The following is a 16958-nucleotide window of genomic DNA, read 5'->3' as shown; positions in this document are numbered from 1 at the left end:
ATTCAATCGATGCGGGATCGGGCCACGCAATGGCGACGGATCCAGGTGCAGGTGCGGCAGGTGCAGCAGGTGCCGCAGGTGCGGCAGGTGCAGCGGGTGCCGCAGGTGCGGCAGGTGCAGCGGGTGCGGCAGGTGCGGCAGGTGCAGCGGGTGCCGCAGGTGCGGCAGGTGCAGCGGGTGCGGCAGGTGCGGCAGGTGCAGCGGGTGCAGCGGGTGCAGCGGGTGCAGCGGGTGCAGCGGGTGCAGCGGGTGCAGCGGGTGCAGCGGGTGCAGCGGGTGCAGCAGGCGCAGCAGGCGCAGCAGGTGTGGGTGGATTGGATGTGGGTGCAGGTGCGGATGTGGGCGCGGCAGACGTGTCTGACACGGGCGCGTCTGCCGAGGCGCCGGATGAGGCACCGCCGCAGGCCGCGACCAACGTGCTCAGCAGGCCGATGATGGCAAGCCGCGCGCCATGGGCTTTTGAATGGGTTGCCCATGGGAGCGACGACGACCGAACGACGGAGGACTTGTTCATTTTTCTGATCTGCAGGTGAGGAGAGAGCAAACGATTCAGCTTACGAACGACCTGAGGCTTGCTCTTTCAAACGGCTGCGTTTCGAGGAAGTCGGTCACCCCCGAGGACCACCGATCAGTGTGGGCGCAGGCCGCAATGTTCGATCCGCTCAGTGCGGATACGGCGCCGGGTTGGCCACGTAAGCCTGGAACATGCGCGCGAACTGCCCGCCATCGGTGTTGATGCTGGCCGACGTGCTACCGCCTCCGCTGAACACGATCGCGAACACGCCCGCCGCGGTGTACTCGGTCGGGTGCGTGAGCATGTAGTGGACGTGGTTGTCGCGGTAGTGGCCGGGCGTGCCGCCGGGAGTCGCCGAGGGCACGCCCATCGGGGTCTGCCAGAACAGCATGGGCAGATTGCCGAGGATGCTTCGCACGGCGCTCCACTGCGCGAGGTCCTGCTTGAAGTTGGGTGTCGCGACGTTGTTCTCGTCCCAGTAGAACGGGCCGCCGCCACGACCCGCGCACTCGGCTACCGGCGAGGCGACTTCAAAGCAGCCGGCATCACGATCGCTGGTCTGCCCGACAATGAAGTCGGCCTTGTCCGCACCGAGCTTGGCCATGAAGTTGCCGACGGTCGTCGCATCGCGTCCCCAGAAGGACGGCGGGAACCCGATCTTGGCCTTGGGCGCGTAGGTGCGCCCGAGCGTCAACAGGCATCCCGCGAGGCCGGCCGCGGTATCCGGCTGGCTCGCGCATTCCGTCACCATGCTCACGCGGGCCGGCACTTTCGTCGGGTCGCCGCCGGGAGCGCCTGTCAGCACGAAGCCCCAGAAGTCCGGTTCCAGATTGACCAGCGTGGGCAGGCCCGTCGCGCCGATCTTCTGGTACATCAACTTGACCTGTGCCCAGTAGCTGGCCATGAAGGTCGGGTCGTTGACGGCGCTCAGATTTCCTTCGCCCCTGGAGGCCATCTGGTACAGCGTGAACATGGGCACCGCGCCGATCGCCTTGACGTTCGCGGAGACATAGGTGATGTAGGCGCCGTCGGGGCTGTTCCAGGTGGGCCATGAACCGCTGCCCACGCCGACCAGGTACGTGTCGATGATGTCCGGGTGGATCTGCTGGCTCGTGATGTCCGAGATCGGATTGCCGGCGCCCAGGCCGCCGAGGAGTCGATTGGGTACGCCCAGCGACGTGTTGATCGAAGGCGCCGATGCTGGCGACGGTGCCGCCCCAGGTGCCGGAGCGGGTGCAGCCCCGGGTGCAGGCGCAGCCCCATCCCCAGGTCCAGGTGCAGGTGCAGGTGCAGGTGCAGGTGCAGGTGCAGGTGCAGGTGCAGGTGCAGGTGCAGGTGCAGGGCTGGGCGCGGCACCGGGCGCCGGATTCGACGAGGGCGTTGGCGCAGGGCTGGCCGAGGACCCATTGGCCGTTGTCGCCGCAGCGTCGCCCGAACCGTTCGATCCGCCGCCGCATGAAGCAAGCACGGCAGCAAACAAGGTCGTCGCAAGGGGTCTGGAGCAGGTACGAGTCAAAGTCGGCATGGGTCCCTGTGTGCAGATCGAGTCGTTGTGTCGGGCCGCGCGCATCCGGGCACGCGGCCTCGACGTCAGTTGCTGTAGTACATGCCCCGGCAGCCGCCGGCCGCGTAGACGCGTCCATAGACGTTCTGATCGGCCGCCATCAGGCTGAAGCCGCCGAACTGGTGTGCGTCGTCGTTGAAGCGTGTCCAGGTGGCGCCGGCGTCGTCGGAGCGGTACACGCCCCACACGCCATTGATCACGCCCACCACGTAGACCGCGGCGGAGTACGAGGCGCCACTCTTGGCCTTGCCCAGCGCCACGACGCTGGCGCCCTGCGCGTCCGGCCACTGCCAGGTCTGGCGGCTGCCCCAGATGGACGCGAAGTTGTTGAGCTTGGTCCAGGTCGCACCCGAGTCGACCGAGTGGTACACGGCGTTGCCGTCGGCCAGCCACAGGTCGCCCTCGACGTTGGGGTTGACTGCCAGCGAGGTGGTCCCAAAGGGATTGGCGCGCAGGTTCACCGACACCGAGCCCTGGCTCAGCGTGAAGGTGTGTCCACCATCCGTCGAGACGTAGACCTTGCCTGCCGTGCCCCACCATGCACCGCCCGAGTCGTAGGCATAGACCTTGTTCGGGTTCTTGCGGTCGGCGGCCAGGCGATAGCTGCGGGGGAACCCGCCGATGACGCTGAGCGCGGGCAGGTTGGTCGCCGTCCAGGTCGCGCCGTTGTCAGTGGTGTACGACGGCACCGAATCGGCCGGCGCCCAGACCGCCTTGTTGCGCGCGGTGACGGCGATGTTCGACGCTTCGCTCGTGTTGGCCGCGCCGCCGGGAGCGAACGTGGCGAAGGTCGCCCAGGTCTTGCCGCCGTCGCCGGACCAGAAGCCGGTGCCGGTGCCGCTGCTGTTCAACACGCCGACGCCGGCGATGTAGAGCGGATCCGACCACGCCACGTCGGACGAGTTGCCGTTGCTCCATTGGTTGTAGGGGCCTTGGGTCGGCTTCTTCGCGAGGTCCGTGTAGACCCACGTGCCGACGTCACCCGATCCGTAGATCACCCGGTACGGCGCTCCGGCCGGCGGCGTGGTGAGCGCCAGCGGACAGGTCTCCTCGAGGCCATCGACGGCGAAGGTCCAGCTCGGCGTGGACGACGAGGCATTGCGCGTTTCCCAGATGCCGCCGCCGTAGACGTGCAGCACGTGGTCGCGGTTGGACGGGTCGATCTCGACGTCGTCGATCCATCCGGAGAAGCCGTCGTCGGCCGGCGTGTGCGGCATGGTGGCAGCGATTTCGCGCCAGGTGCTGCCGCCGTCGTCGGACAGCTGGACGATCTTCTGCCCGCTCCAGTTGCCCCAGCTGTTCGTTACACCCAGCGCAATGCGGGCGCTCGAGCCACTGCCGTGGACAGACAGGCCGCCATAGCCGGAGGAGTCGTTGCTGTTGAGCAAGGTCCAGTTGCTGCCGTCGAACCTGTACAGGCGGGCAGGACCGGGGGAACTCGGGCCGGCGCCCTGGGTGAACACCACGTACAACTGGCCGTCGGCCGCACGCACGATGTGCGGGATGTGATAGCCCGACACCGGCGTCGAGACTGCGGTCCAAGATGCGCCGCCGTTGGTGGACTTGTACAGGTTCGAGCTCAGGCCGGCGACGCTGACGTAGTCGGGCGCGATGGCGGCGTAGAGGGTCTGGGTCGCCGTGCCCGTGCCCTTGGTGCCGGTGTCGTAGACCACCAGCTCGACGCCCATCACGCCCGCCGCATTGATCTGGTCGGACGTCATCTTGGTCGCCGACAGCGAGGTGACCTGGGCCCACGTGGTGCCCGAGTCCGTGCTCTTCCACAGCCCGGCCGTGCGCGAGCCGAAGAACAGCGTCGACGGCTTGTTGGGGTCGACCATCAGGCGTTCGCCGATGGCCCGGCCGTTGTTGTTCCCACCCGCGGAGAACGGCAGGCCGACGTATGTCCAATGGTCGCCGCGGTCGCTCGAGGTGTAGAGGCGGGCGGTGGCGTCCGCCGAGTTGTACATGCCCGTGACCATGTAGACGAGCCGGTCGTTGTTCGGGTCCAGCGCGATGCTCTCGACACCGTGATGGAAGCTTTCGGGGCCGCTGAACCCGTCGGTGATCGGCACCCAGGCCATCGTCGCCTGGTTCCAGCGATAGGCACCGCCGACGTCGGTGCGTGCGTACAGGACGTTCGCGGACGTCGGATGGAAGATGAGGCCGGTGACGTAGCCACCGCCGCCGAACTTCGCGTTGGTCCAGGCAGTGCCTTGCGCGCTGCCGCCCGTTGCATTGGCGCCCGTTGGTGCGGCCGGTGCGGTTGGCGTGACTGGGGTGGTTGGCGTGGTTGGCGTGGTTGGCGTGGTTGGCGTGGTTGGCGTGGTTGGCGCGGCCGGTGCGGCACCGGGTGCCGTCGATGTGCCGGCAGGCGGTGTGACCGGAACGGCCGGCGTGGCGGGTGCCGTCGACGTGGCCGGGGTCCCCTGGTTGCCGGCCGCCACGTTGTCACCCGATGGCGTGGCCGGAACGACCGCCGGCGCAGACGGCCCTGCCGCGGTCGCCTGGGAGTCCGTGGAGGCGCTGCCGCCTCCGCCGCCGCAGGCCGCCAGCAGCGCCACGAGGCAGGCCGACAGGCACGGCCACGCGAAGTGCATCCGGCGATCCTCGGGCCGCCCCGCTGCGCGGTCGCCGTGCAGGCGCAGCACGCGATGCGGCAGCGTCTCGGTTCTCCGTGTGATGGCGTGCAGTACCAGGGTCGCGATATGCGACAAGGGAAGGTGGGTGAGTTCCATGGCGCCGCAGTGTCGACAGGCGTCTGCGCGCGTTCATGATCGACTTGTGACGACCGGAGTTACGAAGTGTGCGTATGCGCTTGCGCAACAATCGAGGCTCTTCGGCCTGTTGCCGAAGGCACGATCGGCGCCCCGTCGCTCGACCTGCTTCGAGGGCGTGTGCTTCGGAGCCGGTCAAGGTCGAGCCGCGGGCGTGGCGCGTGCTGGAAAAACGGGCCCGTCTCCGCCATCCAGTGCACAAGCCGACCATGTCTTGCCGACCCCGGTCGCACCTGTGATCAGGACGTTGTGACCGTGGCGCGGCCAGTCGCAGCCGGCCAGTGCGGTGATGAGGTTGCGGTCCAGCCCGCGCGAGCCGCGCCAGTTGATGTCTTCGATGCAGGCGCTGCCGACCTTGAGCTAGGCCGCCTTCAGCAGCCGCGCCAGGCGCTTGCCTTCACGCCAGTCGATCTCGCGCTGCACCAGCATCGCCAGGCCCTCGTCGAAGTTCAGTTCGGCCGCGGCAGCGCCGGCGGCCCGGTCCGACAGCGCATGCACGATTCCGTCCAGTCGCAGGCCGCGCAACGGTCGGGCGAACGGAGGTCGTTCGCGGCGCAGTGGCGCAAGCCCGCCCCTCCTGTCCTGGCCGGCGCGCCCTGAGAGTCGGCTAACACGGCCGATGCCGCCTCGCGAACGCGCCGATCCCCGCCAAGCCCGCGATCATCAGCGCCCACGTCCCCGGTTCCGGGATGACCGGCGTCGGCGCCAGGAAGCCGGACACACGCACCACACGGCTGCCTCCGCCGAAGGTCGAGAACAGGAAGTCGCCGGTAACCGGGTCGATGACCGCCCCTTCGGCGCCGGTCAGGGCAGAGAGGAAGGTACGCCGCGTCGCCACGAGCGGGTTGCCGCTGGCGTCGAGCTGGTACGCGCCGACCATGCCGGCCGAATACTCCGAGATCAGCATGCTGTCGCCGCCGAAGCCGGCGTTGCCGCCGGGGATGTAGACGAAGCCTCCGGGGCCTCCCGGCACGCTCTGGACTCCCGCGGTCGCAAGGTCGAGATCGACCTGCGCCAGCCCGATGAGATCGAAGGTGCCACTGCCGTCGGCCGCCAGTGAGGCGCTGTACCACTGGCCGCCGCTCCCTACGACGGCGTCCCTAGGACGGCTGACATCATCGGCGTGTGGGCGCTCAGGTCGGCGCCGGGCGGAGGCAGTTGGGTCACCGCGGTGCCCCGGTCAGACGGCCGCGTCGTCCTTGCGGATGCGCACCGGCCCCTTCTTCTTCGGCGGCTCGGCCGCCTTGGCCACCGTGGCCGCGAGCGCGGCTTCGGGGGTCAGCGCGGGCGCCTCGTGGACGGCGGCCTCATCGGCCTTGATCACGCGGGTGTACGGCGACAGGATCTGCACGAGCTGTCCGTAGATCTTGGGGTTGCCCGCGACGACCTCACGCTGGTACATGTAGTCGGCCTCGCCGGTGAAGTTTCCGATCAGCCCCCCGGCCTCGGTGATCAGCAGCGAGCCCGCGGCCACGTCCCACGGATTGAGCCCGGTCTCGAAGAAGCCGTCGTAGTAGCCGGCGGCGACGTAGCACAGGTCGAGCGCCGCGGCGCCGGGGCGGCGCAGGCCGGCGCAGTTCTGCATGACGGCCTCGAACATCTGCACATAGCGCTTGAAGTTGTCGCCCTTGCGGAACGGGAACCCGGTGCCGACCAGCGATTCCTGCATGCGCGTGCGCTTGGACACGCGCAGCCGCTTGTCGTTGAGGAAGGCGCCGCGCCCCTTGGAGGCGTAGAAGAGGTCGTTGCGCGTCGGGTCGTAGACCACGGCCTGCTGCACCTGGCCCTTGAAGGTGAGCGCGATGGACACCGCGTAGACCGGGAAGCCGTGGATGAAGTTGGTGGTGCCGTCGAGCGGGTCGATGATCCAGACGTAGTCGCTGTGCTGGGCGCCGTGCGCGCGTCCGGATTCCTCGGCCAGGATGCCGTGGCCGGGGTAGGCGTTCAGCAGCGTCTCGATGATGGCCTGCTCGGCGGCCTGGTCCACCTCGGTGACGAAGTCGTTCGGCGACTTGGTGTTGACCTTGAGCAGGTCGAGGTCGAGCGAGGCCCGGTTGATGATCGCCCCCGCCGCGCGAGCCGCCTTGACGGCGATGTTGAGCATGGGATGGAGCGCTTGCGACATGGGGCAACCTTGGGGAAAAGACCGGGCGGGCAGTGGGAAAGAGCGCACGGCGCCTGGGGCGCCGTGCCGCGCTGTGGCAATGCTGCGGTGAGCATCGCTGCGGATAATCGCAATTTTACCCGGCGCACCATGCCCGCAGCCGACTCCACGCGCTTCATCCTGTTGAATACGAGCCACGCCGGCAATGTGGGTGCGGCGGCGCGGGCGATGAAGGTGATGGGGTTTTGCGATCTCGTGCTCGTCGCCCCGCGCCTTCCCGACGTGCTCACGCAGCCCGATGCGCTGGCGATGGCCAGCGGCGCCACCGACGTTCTGGGGCAGGCGCGCATCGCCGGCACGCTGGCCGAGGCGCTCGACGGCATCACCTTCGCCTGCGCCACCGCGATGACGCCGCGCGACTTCGGTCCGCCCACGCATGCGCCGCGCGCGCTTTTCGCCACGCTGGACGCCGACGCGCAGCGCGTGGCCTTCGTCTTCGGATCCGAGCGCTTCGGCATGAGCAACGACGACGTGTACCGCTGCCACGCCTGTCTCAGCATCCCCACCCACCCCGCCTACGGCTCGCTCAACCTCGCGCAGGCCGTGCAGCTGATCGCCTACGACTGGCGCGAGGCGCTGGGCGGCTTCGCGGTGCAGCCGCGCACGCGCGAGCCCGAATGGGCCGACGCGGCGGCGGTGCAGGGCGCGCTGGTGCATTGGCAGGGCGTGCTCGAGCAGATCGGATTCCTCGATCCCGCCGCTCCGAAGAAGCTGATGCCGCGGCTCAACCAGCTGCTCAACCGCGCCGGGCTCACGCGCGAGGAGATCCACATCCTGCGCGGCATCGCGCGTGCCATCGCGGCCCGCGAGCGACGTTGACGCCTTGTCCGCGCCCTGCGCGGCGCGGGCCTCCCGGATAAACTGACCTGCGCACCACTGAAGCCGACTCCCATGTTCGAGCGCCTCCGAGAAGACATCGCCTGCATCCTCGAGCGCGACCCCGCCGCGCGCTCCAAGTGGGAGGTGTTGACTTGTTACCCGGGCCTGCACGCCCTGGTGCTGCATCGCTGGGCCCACAGCTGCTGGACACGGGGCTGGCACTGGTCGGCGCGCTTCATCTCCAACGCCGCGCGCTGGCTCACCGGCATCGAGATCCATCCCGGCGCCACCATCGGCCGGCGCGTGTTCATCGACCACGGCCTGGGCATCGTGATCGGCGAGACGGCCGAGGTGGGCGACGAATGCACGCTCTACCAGGGCGTCACGCTGGGCGGCACGTCGCTGTACAAGGGCACGAAGCGGCATCCCACGCTGGGCCGCGGCGTGGTCGTCAGCGCCGGCGCCAAGGTGCTGGGCGGCTTCACCGTGGGCGACGGCGCGCGAGTCGGCGCCAACGCGGTGCTGCTGAAGCCGGTGCCTCCCGGCGCCACGGCGGTGGGCATCCCGGCGCGCATCATCGAGGCCACGGCAGAGTCGCGGCGCGAGGAGCTGTCGGCCCGCATGGGTTTCTCTGCCTACGGCGTCACGCAGGGTGACGATCCGGTCGCCCAGGCGATGAAGGGCCTGATCGACAACGCCGCGGGGCACGAGCACCAGATCGCGCTGCTGTGGGCGGCGATCGAGAAGCTGTCACCGGCCAAGACCGAGGAATGCGTGCCGAGCGATGCGCAGACCACGGAAGACTTCGATGCGGATCACCTCAAGCAACTGATGCGCTAGCGACTTGCGCTCCCTGCCCGCTCGCGGGAGAGGCCGGGGTGAGGGCAAGAGCGCGCGGCCAAGCCCGATCCTGTCGTCAGCTAGCGCTTCGGTCGCCAGGCCTTGCACACCGCTTCGTCGCACTCGATGTAGGGCCCGCCGATCAGATCGATGCAATAAGGCACCGCCGCGAAGATGCCGTGCACCGGCGGCTGCCGCTGCGGCAGCCCCTCCAGCGTCTCGGCGATGGCGCGGGGCTGTCCCGGCAGATTGATGATGAGCGCCTTGCCGCGAATCACCGCGACCTGCCGCGACAGGATGGCGGTCGGCACGAAGTGCAGGCTGATCTGCCGCATCTGCTCGCCGAACCCGGGCATGGTCTTGTCGGCCACCGCCAATGTGGCCTCGGGCGTCACGTCGCGCGGCGCGGGACCCGTACCGCCCGTGGTCAGCACCAGGTCGCAGCCCACCTCGTCGACGAGCTCTCGCAGGGCCGCGCTGATGCCCTCCTGCTCGTCGGGGATGAGCCTGGCCTGCCAGTCGATGGGGTTGCGCACCGCGCGCGACAGCCATTCCTTCAGCGCGGGGATGCCCTTGTCTTCGTAGACGCCGGAAGAGGCGCGGTCGCTGATCGACACGACGCCGATGCGCACAGGATCGAAGGTTTGACTCATGGCGGCTCAGAGCTGCTGCTTGATGAACTTGAACAGGTCGCGATAGGCGCGCCCGCTTCGCTGCTCGGGCGCGGCGGCGGCGTCCTTGCGGGCGGCGCGCACCAGGCTGCGCAGCTGCTGCAGATCGGCCTGCGGATGCTCGGCGGTCCAGCGCGTCAGTGCCTCGTCGCCGGCAATCAGCTCGACGCGCCAGCGTTCGGCTTCGTGCAGCGCGAGTGCATCCTTGGCGCGGCCGAGCTGCATGGCGGCCACTGCCTCCCGGAGCGGCTCGGGGTCGGCGCGGCGCATCAGCTTGCCGATGTACTGCATCTGCCGCCGCCGTCCCTCGTGGCTGCGGGTGCGCTTGTATTCGCGGATCGCCTCGAGCAGCGTCTCGTCCATGGCCAAGTCGGCCAGGCGATCGTCGGGCATCGCGACCAGCGCTTCGCCGAGATCCTGCAGGTCGTGCGACGCCTTCTTGCGCTGGGTCTTGCTGGGGCGATCGTCTTCGGGCGTGGCGGCCGGATTCGCGTCGTCTTGGGAGGAAGGGGGAGTCGCTCGCACAGCAGCGTCGATGAAAGGGAGGGAAGGCGGTGAGTATGATAGTCCGCTGCCCCACAAGAGCCGACGCTTCCTCGGCAACAACCAATGGCCATCGCCACCCCGCCCGCCGCATCCTCCCAGGCCGGCCGCTCCGGATTCGCCTACTCGCGCGAGCAGTTCCAGCAGCTGGTCGAGGACGCGCTGACGTTCGCGAAGTCGCTCGGGGCCAGCGATGCGGGCGTGGAGGTGTCGGAGGGTGTCGGCCTGTCGGTGTCGGTGCGCAAGAGCGCGGTGGAGAACGTCGAGCGCAATCGCGACAAGTCGATGGGCGTGTCCGTCTACATCGGCAAGCGGCGCGGCAATGCGAGCACATCCGACTTCTCTCGTGCGGCGCTGGAGCAGACGGTGCGTGCGGCCTACGACATCGCCCGCTTCACCGCCGAGGATCCGGCCGCCGGCCTGCCCGACGAGCAGGACCTGGCGCGCGGCGACGCGGCAGTGCGCGACCTGGACCTCTTCCATCCGTGGACCATCGCGGCCGAAGAGGCGGTCGAGATTGCCACGCGCTGCGAGCGTGCCGCGCTGGAGGTCGACCGCCGCATCACCAATTCGGAAGGCGCCGGCGTGTCGGCGCAGCAGTCGCACTTCTTTGCGGGCAATACACGCGGCTTTCGCGGCGGCTATGCGAGCTCGCGGCACTCGCTGTCGGTAGCGCCCATCGCGTCGCTGCCGGGCAAGGGCGGCGACGACATGCAGCGCGACGCCTGGTACAGCTCGATGCGCGCGCCGGGCGACCTGGCGCCGCCCGAGGCAGTGGGCCGCTATGCCGCCCAGCGCGCGCTGTCGCGGCTCGACTCGCGCAAGATTCCCACCTGCGAAGTGCCTGTGCTGTACGAGTCGACGGTGGCCGCCGGACTGCTCGGCGCTTACGTGCAGGCGACCAGCGGCGGCGCGCTGTACCGCAAGTCGAGCTTCCTGCTCGACTCGCTGGGCAAGCCGGTCCTGCCGGAGCACGTCGACATCCATGAAGATCCACACCAGCGGCGCGGCAAGGGCAGCGCGCCGTTCGACGACGAAGGCGTCGTCACGCAGGTGCGCGACGTGGTCACCGGCGGCGTCGTGCAGGGGTATTTCCTGTCGAGCTACTCGGCGCGCAAGCTCGGCATGCGCACCACCGGCCACGCAGGCGGCTCGCAGAATCTCATGCTCACCAGCCGGCTCACTCAGCCGGGCGACGACCTCGATGCGATGCTGCGCAAGCTGCACCGCGGCCTCTTCGTCATCGAGCTGATGGGGCAGGGCGTCAACTATGTGACCGGCGACTATTCGCGCGGCGCCGCCGGATTCTGGGTGGAGAACGGCCGCATCGCCTACCCGGTGCACGAGATCACCATCGCCGGCAACCTGCGCGACATGTTCAAGGGCATGGCGGCCGTGGGCGCCGACGCGTACACGCTGGGCGGCAAGACCATCGGTTCGGTGCTGATCGAACGAATGAAGATCGCCGGCTCGTGAAGCCTTGACGGTGGGCGGCCGTGCGGTGTTTCTCGCACGGGTAAATCCGGGTGGGTGCCCTGGGGGCCACTTCTAGAATTTCCGCGCGTCTGGACCTTTCGCACCAGAAATCAGGAGATAGATACATGCAACGTCGGGCATTCGTTCACGGAGCCGGTCTGGCAGGCGTGCTCGCCACAGGTGTCGCACCTGCGGTCGTTCACGCCCAAGCCAACATTCGCTGGCGCCTCGCTTCCAGCTTTCCCAAGGCACTGGACACCATCTATGGAGCCGCCGAGGTCTTCGCGAAGATGGTCGGCGAGATGAGCGGAGGCAAGTTCCAGATCTCGGTCCATGCCGGCGGTGAGCTCATGCCTCCGTTCGGCGTGCTCGACGGCGTGTCGCAAGCCACCGTCGAGATGGCGCACACCGCGCCGTACTACTTCTTCGGCAAGGACCCCACTTACGCGCTCGACTGCGCCATTCCTTTCGGTCTCAACAGCCGGCAGATGTCAGCGTGGATGTATGAAGGCAACGGCCTCAAGCTGACGCGCGAGTTCTATGCCAAGTCCAACATCGTCAACTTTCCGATGGGCAATACCGGCGCGCAGATGGGCGGCTGGTACCGCAAGGAAATCAAGACGCTGGCCGACATCAAGGGCCTGAAGATGCGCATCGGCGGCTTCGGCGGGGCCGTGCTGGCGCGCATCGGCGGCGTGCCGCAGAACATTCCGGGCGGCGAGATCTACCAGGCCCTTGAAAAGGGCACCATCGACGCGGCGGAATGGGTCGGTCCCTACGACGACCAGAAGCTCGGCTTCAACAAGGTCGCGCCGTACTACTACTACCCCGGCTGGTGGGAAGGCGGCCCGCAGCTGTCGCTGTACGTGAACTCCAAGGCCTACGAAGGCCTGAGCGCCGAGTACAAGCACATCATCGAAGCTGCCGCCTCGCATGCGCACGTGCAGATGCAGGCGCGCTATGACGCACGCAACCCGGTGGCGCTCAAGCAGCTCGTCGCTTCGAAGTCGAAGCTGGTGGCCTTCCCGAAGCCGGTGATGGATGCGGCGTTCAAGGCGGCGCTCGAGGTCTACGCGGAGCTCAACGCCTCGAATCCGAGCTGGAAGAAAATCTACGAGGACTACTCGGCCTTCCGCAAGGAACAGAACCTGTGGTTCCGCTTCACCGAAGCCACCTTCGACGCTTACATGCAGCGCGCTCAACTCTGAGCCGTTGGCGCTTCATGAAAAAGGCCCCGCACCGCGGGGCCTTTTTCGTTCGGCACTTCGCTATTGCTTCTTGCCGTCGTTCTTCATCGACTCTTCGAGCGCCTTCATCGGGTCGTCGGCGCTCGACGAGGAGGGCGCGTCCGCCGCCTCGCTGGCCGGCGCCTCGGGGATGGCCGGTGTCGGCTCGGCGGGCTCCTGCATCTGCAGCTGCTCGAGCTGCTTGGTCGCGCTGTCGAGGTCGACCGCGCCCTCGGCGTCGAGCCAGAAGGTCACCGAGCCCGGCCAGAAGATGACCACCGCCACCAGCATGAGCTGCATCGCGACCCACGGAATGGCGCCCAGGTAGATGTCCTTGGAGAGGATAGGCCGCGCGATGGCCTTGTTCTTGAAGATCTGGTCCGCGATGCTGCGCAGGTAGAACAGGGCGAAGCCGAACGGCGGATGCATGAACGACGTCTGCATGTTCACGCACAGCAGCACGCCGAACCAGATCAGCGCGGCCTCGGGCGGCGACCCGGCCGGCATCATCGGCTGCAGCACCTTGTCCGCCACCGGCGCGAGCAGCGGCACGATGATGAACGCGATCTCGAAGAAGTCGAGGAAGAAGGCGAGGAAGAACACGAGCAGGTTGACCGCGATCAGGAAACCGACCGGCCCGCCGGGAAGCTGCTTGAGGATGTGCTCGACCCAGACGTTGCCGTCGACGCCCTGGAACACCAGCGAGAAGACCGTCGAGCCCAGCAGGATGAAGATGACCATCGCGGAGATCCGCATGGTCGAGTCCATGCCCTGCCACATCAGCTTCCAGGTGAGCCGGCGATGCATCGCTGCGAGCACGACGGCGCCCAGCGCGCCAAGCGCACCGGCTTCCGTCGGCGTGGCCAGACCCATGAAGATGGTCCCCAGCACGAGGAAGATCAGCACGATGGAGGGCACCATGCCCCAGAGCACCTTGCTCCACAGGGCCCAGCCGCGCTGCAGGCGCGCTTCCGGCGGCAGCGGCGGCACCATCTTCGGATAGAAGATGGCGATGCCGGCCGTGTAGACGAGGAACATCGCCGTCTGCAGCAGCGAAGGGCCGATTGCGCCCCGGTACATGTCGCCCACCGAGCGGCCGATCTGGTCGGCCAGCACCACGAGCACCAGCGAAGGCGGGATCAGCTGCGTGATCGTGCCGGACGCGGCGATGACGCCGGTGGCGTAGCGCATGTTGTAGCCGTAGCGCATCATGATCGGCAGCGAAATCACGCCCATCGCGATGACGCTGGCCGCCACCGTGCCGGTGATGGCACCCAGGATGGCGCCCACGATGATGACGGCGAAACCCAGTCCGCCCGGCACGCGTCCGAAGAGCTGGCCGGTGCCTTCGAGCAGGTCCTCCGCGAGCCCGCAGCGCTCGAGGATGGCGCCCATGAAGGTGAAGAACGGGATCGCGAGCAGCAGCTCGTTGGACATGATCCCGAACACCCGCAGCGGCAGGTTCGCCATGAAGGCTTCCGGGAAGACGCCCATGTAGACGGCGAAGTAGCCGAAGCCGAGCCCGAGCGCCGACAGCGAGAAGGCGACCGGGAAGCCGATCAGCATCACGATCACCAGGCCCCCGAACATGATCGGGGCCATGTTGTTCAATTCGATCATTGCAGCGGCTTCTCGTAGTGGGTGTCCATGTTGTAGCGACCGCTCAGATAGCCGATGCGCTTGAGGATCTCGGACACGCCCTGGAGCGCGAGCAGCCCGAAGCCGATGGGGATGAGGATCTTCACCGGCCAGCGGATCAGGCCGCCTTCGCTGGACGACATCTCCTTGATCATCCAGGAGTCGTGCACGAAGTTGCGCGAGATGAGGATCATCGTGATGCAGAACGGCATCAGGAAGAAGATCAGGCCCAGCAGGTCGATCCAGGCCTTGGTGCGCGGCGAACGTCCACCGTAGAGCACGTCGACACGCACGTGCTCGTTGAGCTTGAGCAGCGCCGGCGCTCCGAAATAGACCGTCACCGCGAACAGGTACCACTGCAGCTCCAGCCAGGCGTTGGAGCCGATGTTGAGCGCGTAGCGCACGATCGCGTTGATGGCGCTGACGCCGCAGGCGATGGCGACGCACCACGCAGCGATCACGCCGAGCATGAGGGAGAAGCGGTCGACCAGCTCGATGAAGCGGCCGAACGGACCCATGGTGGGTGGGGACAGTGCAGACACGGTGGACTCCGAAGGGCTGTTATTGGGGGGAGCGGCGCGCCGGGCGGGCCGCGTCAAGTGGGATTGGGCCACCTCATCCGGTCTGCATGCAACCGGTGTATCAGCTAAGTGGAAGTACGCAACGCGCACGCCCGACCGACCGTCACGGCGGCCACGGTGCCGGCGCCGGTCACTCGTCCAGCGATCGGCAATGCTCCACCGCGTACTTGATCAGCTCCGCCTGGCCGGCGAGCTTGAGCTTGCGCTTGATGTTCTGGCGGTGGGTCTCCACGGTGCGCACGCTCAGGTTCAGGTCGTCGGCGATCTGCTTGCTGGAGCGGCCCTTCGCGAGACAGGCCAGGATCTCGCTCTCGCGCATCGACATGACCGGACGCGGCGTCTGGGCGCGAAACTGGCGCCCGGCCACTGCCTGGCTCAGGAAGGAGCCGCCGGCCGAAACGGCCTCGATGGCGCGCACGATGTCCTCGGCCGGCGCGTCCTTGAGGACATAGCCGCGCGCGCCGGCCTGCATCGCCCGGTTCACGTACTCCGGGTTGTCGTACATGCTGAGCATCAGCACCTTGAGCTGCGGATGGCCGGCCAGCAACTGGGCCGTCAGCTCGATCCCGTTGATGTCCTTCATGCCGACGTCCATCAGCACCAGGTCGGGGCGCTCGGCTTCGACCACCTGGAAGGCTTCGCCGGCGTTGGCCGCCTCGCCGACCACCTCGGCAAGGCCGGCGAGTCTCGCCTTGAGCCCGTCGCGAACGAGCGGGTGGTCGTCGATAAGGACGACCCTGGCGAGCTGCGTCGCATCCATCAGGCTGCCTCGCGTTGAGCACGGAAGCGGTCGATCGACCGCTGCGGGATGTCCACCAGCAGCTGCGTGCTGCCCGGCCGCGACGTCATCGAGATCGCACCGCCGATGGATTCGACCCGCTCGCGCATGTTGCGAAGGCCGATGCCGCGACGCGGATCGGCGCGCACCGCCGGCACGTCGAATCCGCCGCCGTCGTCCATCAGCCGCATGCGCAGGCCGCCGGCGTGGAACAGCAGCCGCAGCTGCACCCGGGTTGCGCCGGCATGCTTCTCGATGTTGGTCAGGCCCTCCTGGGCGACGCGGAACAACACGGTGTTGACCTCGTCGGGCAGGCGCGCCGGCTCGCCGCGAACGCGCAATGAGAAGGCCATGTCTGCGTGGCTGCTGAACTCGTCGCCCATCTGCTCGAGCGCCACCGGCAGGCCCAGAACGTCGAGTTCGGCGGGACGCAGGCGGTGCGAGATGGTGCGCACCTCGTGCAGGGCGTCGGACAGCCGGCACAGCGCCTTGGTCAGCGGCGCAGGCGCAACCGTGCCCGTGCGCGCGAGCTGCGCGGTGGTCGATTCGAGCAGCAGCTTGATGGAGACCAGGGTCTGGCTGGTGCTGTCGTGCAGCTCACGCGACAGGTGTGCCCGCTCGTCCTCCTGCGACTTCACGACCTGGCGCGCCAGCAGGCGAAGCTTGGCGTCTGCCACGCGCGCATCGCTGACGTTGAGGTAGAAGCCGGTGAGGCCGATCAGCACGACACCGAAGGCCGCAATGCCGGCGATCCACCCCAGCGTGGCGGCAACGTTGTCGCTCACCTGGCGGTCGAGCTGGGCGAGCGTCGCCTGGATGTCGTCGAGGTACAGGCCGGTGCCCACCACCCAGTTCCAGCGCGGCAGCGACACCGCATAGCCGAGCTTGGGCGTCTGCGTGTAGGTCGACGGCTTCTGCCACACGTACTGCACGTAGTCGCCGCCGGCGTGGGCACTGGCGATGAGCTGCTGGATGACCGGCGTGCCGTCCACGTCGCGCAGTTCGAACAAGTCGCGGCCGACCAGCTCCGGCTGGCGTGGATGCATGACGTTGCGGCCGGTCGCGTCGAAGACGAAGAAATAGCCGTCGATGCCGTAGTCCAGCGCCTCCAGCACGCGCTGGGCGGCCTTCAGCGTCTCCGCGTCGTCGAGATGGGTGTCGTAGAGCGGGGCGATGGCGCTCTGGGCCAGCTCGACGTAGTTGCGCAGCTCCGTCTTCTTCGCGGCCATGTACGCCGATTCCACCAGCGCACGCTCGCGGGCATGCAGATCGTGCTGCTGCTGCCGGACCGCGATGGCGATCAGCGCCAGCGACGCCAGCAGCGGCGTCACCGACAGCAGGAAGAACCGCAGCCGCGACGGCACGGGGTG

General features: G+C 68.0%; 15 protein-coding genes and 1 pseudogene. 5 read left to right on the top strand and 11 right to left on the bottom strand.

The features are described 5' to 3' along the window. Positions 1-9 precede the first annotated feature (9 nt). Positions 10-435: a hypothetical protein gene (locus P7V53_RS17430; protein WP_280150720.1), complete on the top strand. Its 426-nt coding sequence runs from the start codon at positions 10-12 to the stop codon at positions 433-435. Between the two features lie 227 nt (positions 436-662). On the opposite strand, the gene P7V53_RS17425 is transcribed toward P7V53_RS17430, so the two are convergent. From P7V53_RS17425 to P7V53_RS17405, 5 genes and pseudogenes are all read right to left on the bottom strand, one after another. Beyond that, a complete protein-coding gene (locus P7V53_RS17425) occupies positions 663-1580 on the bottom strand; it encodes a hypothetical protein (RefSeq protein WP_280150719.1) in 918 nt (305 codons plus the stop codon). A gap of 524 nt (positions 1581-2104) precedes the next feature. Next, on the bottom strand, positions 2105-4813 hold the full coding sequence (locus tag P7V53_RS17420; RefSeq protein WP_280150715.1) for a dockerin: 2709 nt from the start codon (positions 4811-4813) through the stop codon (positions 2105-2107). 231 nt (positions 4814-5044) lie between these two features. Then, positions 5045-5377, bottom strand: a pseudogene (locus P7V53_RS17415) (ATP-binding protein); the annotation flags it as partial. Positions 5378-5459: 82 nt separating this feature from the next. After that, entirely contained in the window at positions 5460-5825 is a 366-nt protein-coding gene (locus P7V53_RS17410; protein ID WP_280150714.1) for a PEPxxWA-CTERM sorting domain-containing protein, read from the bottom strand. A 207-nt stretch (positions 5826-6032) separates the two neighbouring features. Then, positions 6033-6977, bottom strand: coding sequence for an inositol monophosphatase family protein (locus tag P7V53_RS17405; protein WP_280150713.1), 945 nt, complete (start codon positions 6975-6977; stop codon positions 6033-6035). A gap of 129 nt (positions 6978-7106) precedes the next feature. On the opposite strand from P7V53_RS17405, the gene P7V53_RS17400 reads away from it, so the two are divergent. Then, the gene (locus P7V53_RS17400; RefSeq protein WP_280150712.1) at positions 7107-7835 is read left to right on the top strand and encodes an RNA methyltransferase; all 729 of its coding nucleotides are present in this window, start codon (positions 7107-7109) and stop codon (positions 7833-7835) included. A gap of 72 nt (positions 7836-7907) precedes the next feature. Further along, the gene (gene cysE, locus P7V53_RS17395) at positions 7908-8675 is read left to right on the top strand and encodes a serine O-acetyltransferase (protein ID WP_280150710.1); all 768 of its coding nucleotides are present in this window, start codon (positions 7908-7910) and stop codon (positions 8673-8675) included. 80 nt (positions 8676-8755) lie between these two features. On the opposite strand, the gene mog is transcribed toward cysE, so the two are convergent. Together mog and yjgA are read right to left on the bottom strand one after the other, a co-directional pair. Next, the gene (mog, locus tag P7V53_RS17390) at positions 8756-9328 is read right to left on the bottom strand and encodes a molybdopterin adenylyltransferase (protein ID WP_280150708.1); all 573 of its coding nucleotides are present in this window, start codon (positions 9326-9328) and stop codon (positions 8756-8758) included. Between the two features lie 6 nt (positions 9329-9334). Next, positions 9335-9871: a ribosome biogenesis factor YjgA gene (yjgA, locus tag P7V53_RS17385; RefSeq protein ID WP_280150707.1), complete on the bottom strand. Its 537-nt coding sequence runs from the start codon at positions 9869-9871 to the stop codon at positions 9335-9337. An 84-nt stretch (positions 9872-9955) separates the two neighbouring features. On the opposite strand from yjgA, the gene pmbA reads away from it, so the two are divergent. Continuing rightward, the gene (gene pmbA, locus P7V53_RS17380; RefSeq protein ID WP_280150705.1) at positions 9956-11365 is read left to right on the top strand and encodes a metalloprotease PmbA; all 1410 of its coding nucleotides are present in this window, start codon (positions 9956-9958) and stop codon (positions 11363-11365) included. A 125-nt stretch (positions 11366-11490) separates the two neighbouring features. Then, positions 11491-12573: a TRAP transporter substrate-binding protein gene (locus P7V53_RS17375; RefSeq protein ID WP_280150704.1), complete on the top strand. Its 1083-nt coding sequence runs from the start codon at positions 11491-11493 to the stop codon at positions 12571-12573. A gap of 60 nt (positions 12574-12633) precedes the next feature. On the opposite strand, the gene P7V53_RS17370 is transcribed toward P7V53_RS17375, so the two are convergent. From P7V53_RS17370 to P7V53_RS17355, 4 genes are all read right to left on the bottom strand, one after another. Beyond that, the gene (locus P7V53_RS17370) at positions 12634-14208 is read right to left on the bottom strand and encodes a TRAP transporter large permease subunit (RefSeq protein ID WP_280156544.1); all 1575 of its coding nucleotides are present in this window, start codon (positions 14206-14208) and stop codon (positions 12634-12636) included. After that, positions 14208-14771 (bottom strand): TRAP transporter small permease subunit, encoded by a 564-nt coding sequence (locus P7V53_RS17365; protein WP_280150703.1) that lies wholly within the window; start codon positions 14769-14771, stop codon positions 14208-14210. Before P7V53_RS17365 ends, P7V53_RS17370 begins: the two co-directional genes overlap by 1 nt. A gap of 169 nt (positions 14772-14940) precedes the next feature. Then, positions 14941-15570: a response regulator transcription factor gene (locus tag P7V53_RS17360; RefSeq protein ID WP_280150701.1), complete on the bottom strand. Its 630-nt coding sequence runs from the start codon at positions 15568-15570 to the stop codon at positions 14941-14943. Continuing rightward, positions 15570-16952 carry a cache domain-containing protein gene (locus tag P7V53_RS17355; RefSeq protein WP_280150699.1) on the bottom strand — a complete coding sequence of 461 codons (1383 nt, stop codon included), beginning with the start codon at positions 16950-16952 and terminating at the stop codon, positions 15570-15572. The genes P7V53_RS17360 and P7V53_RS17355 overlap by 1 nt, the downstream gene beginning before the upstream one ends. Positions 16953-16958 lie beyond the last annotated feature (6 nt).

Source organism: Piscinibacter sp. XHJ-5 (assembly GCF_029855045.1).
Taxonomy (GTDB): Bacteria; Pseudomonadota; Gammaproteobacteria; order Burkholderiales; family Burkholderiaceae_C; genus Albitalea.
Note: the sequence above shows the minus strand (reverse complement) of the source record. Positions and strands in the feature narration are given on the sequence as shown.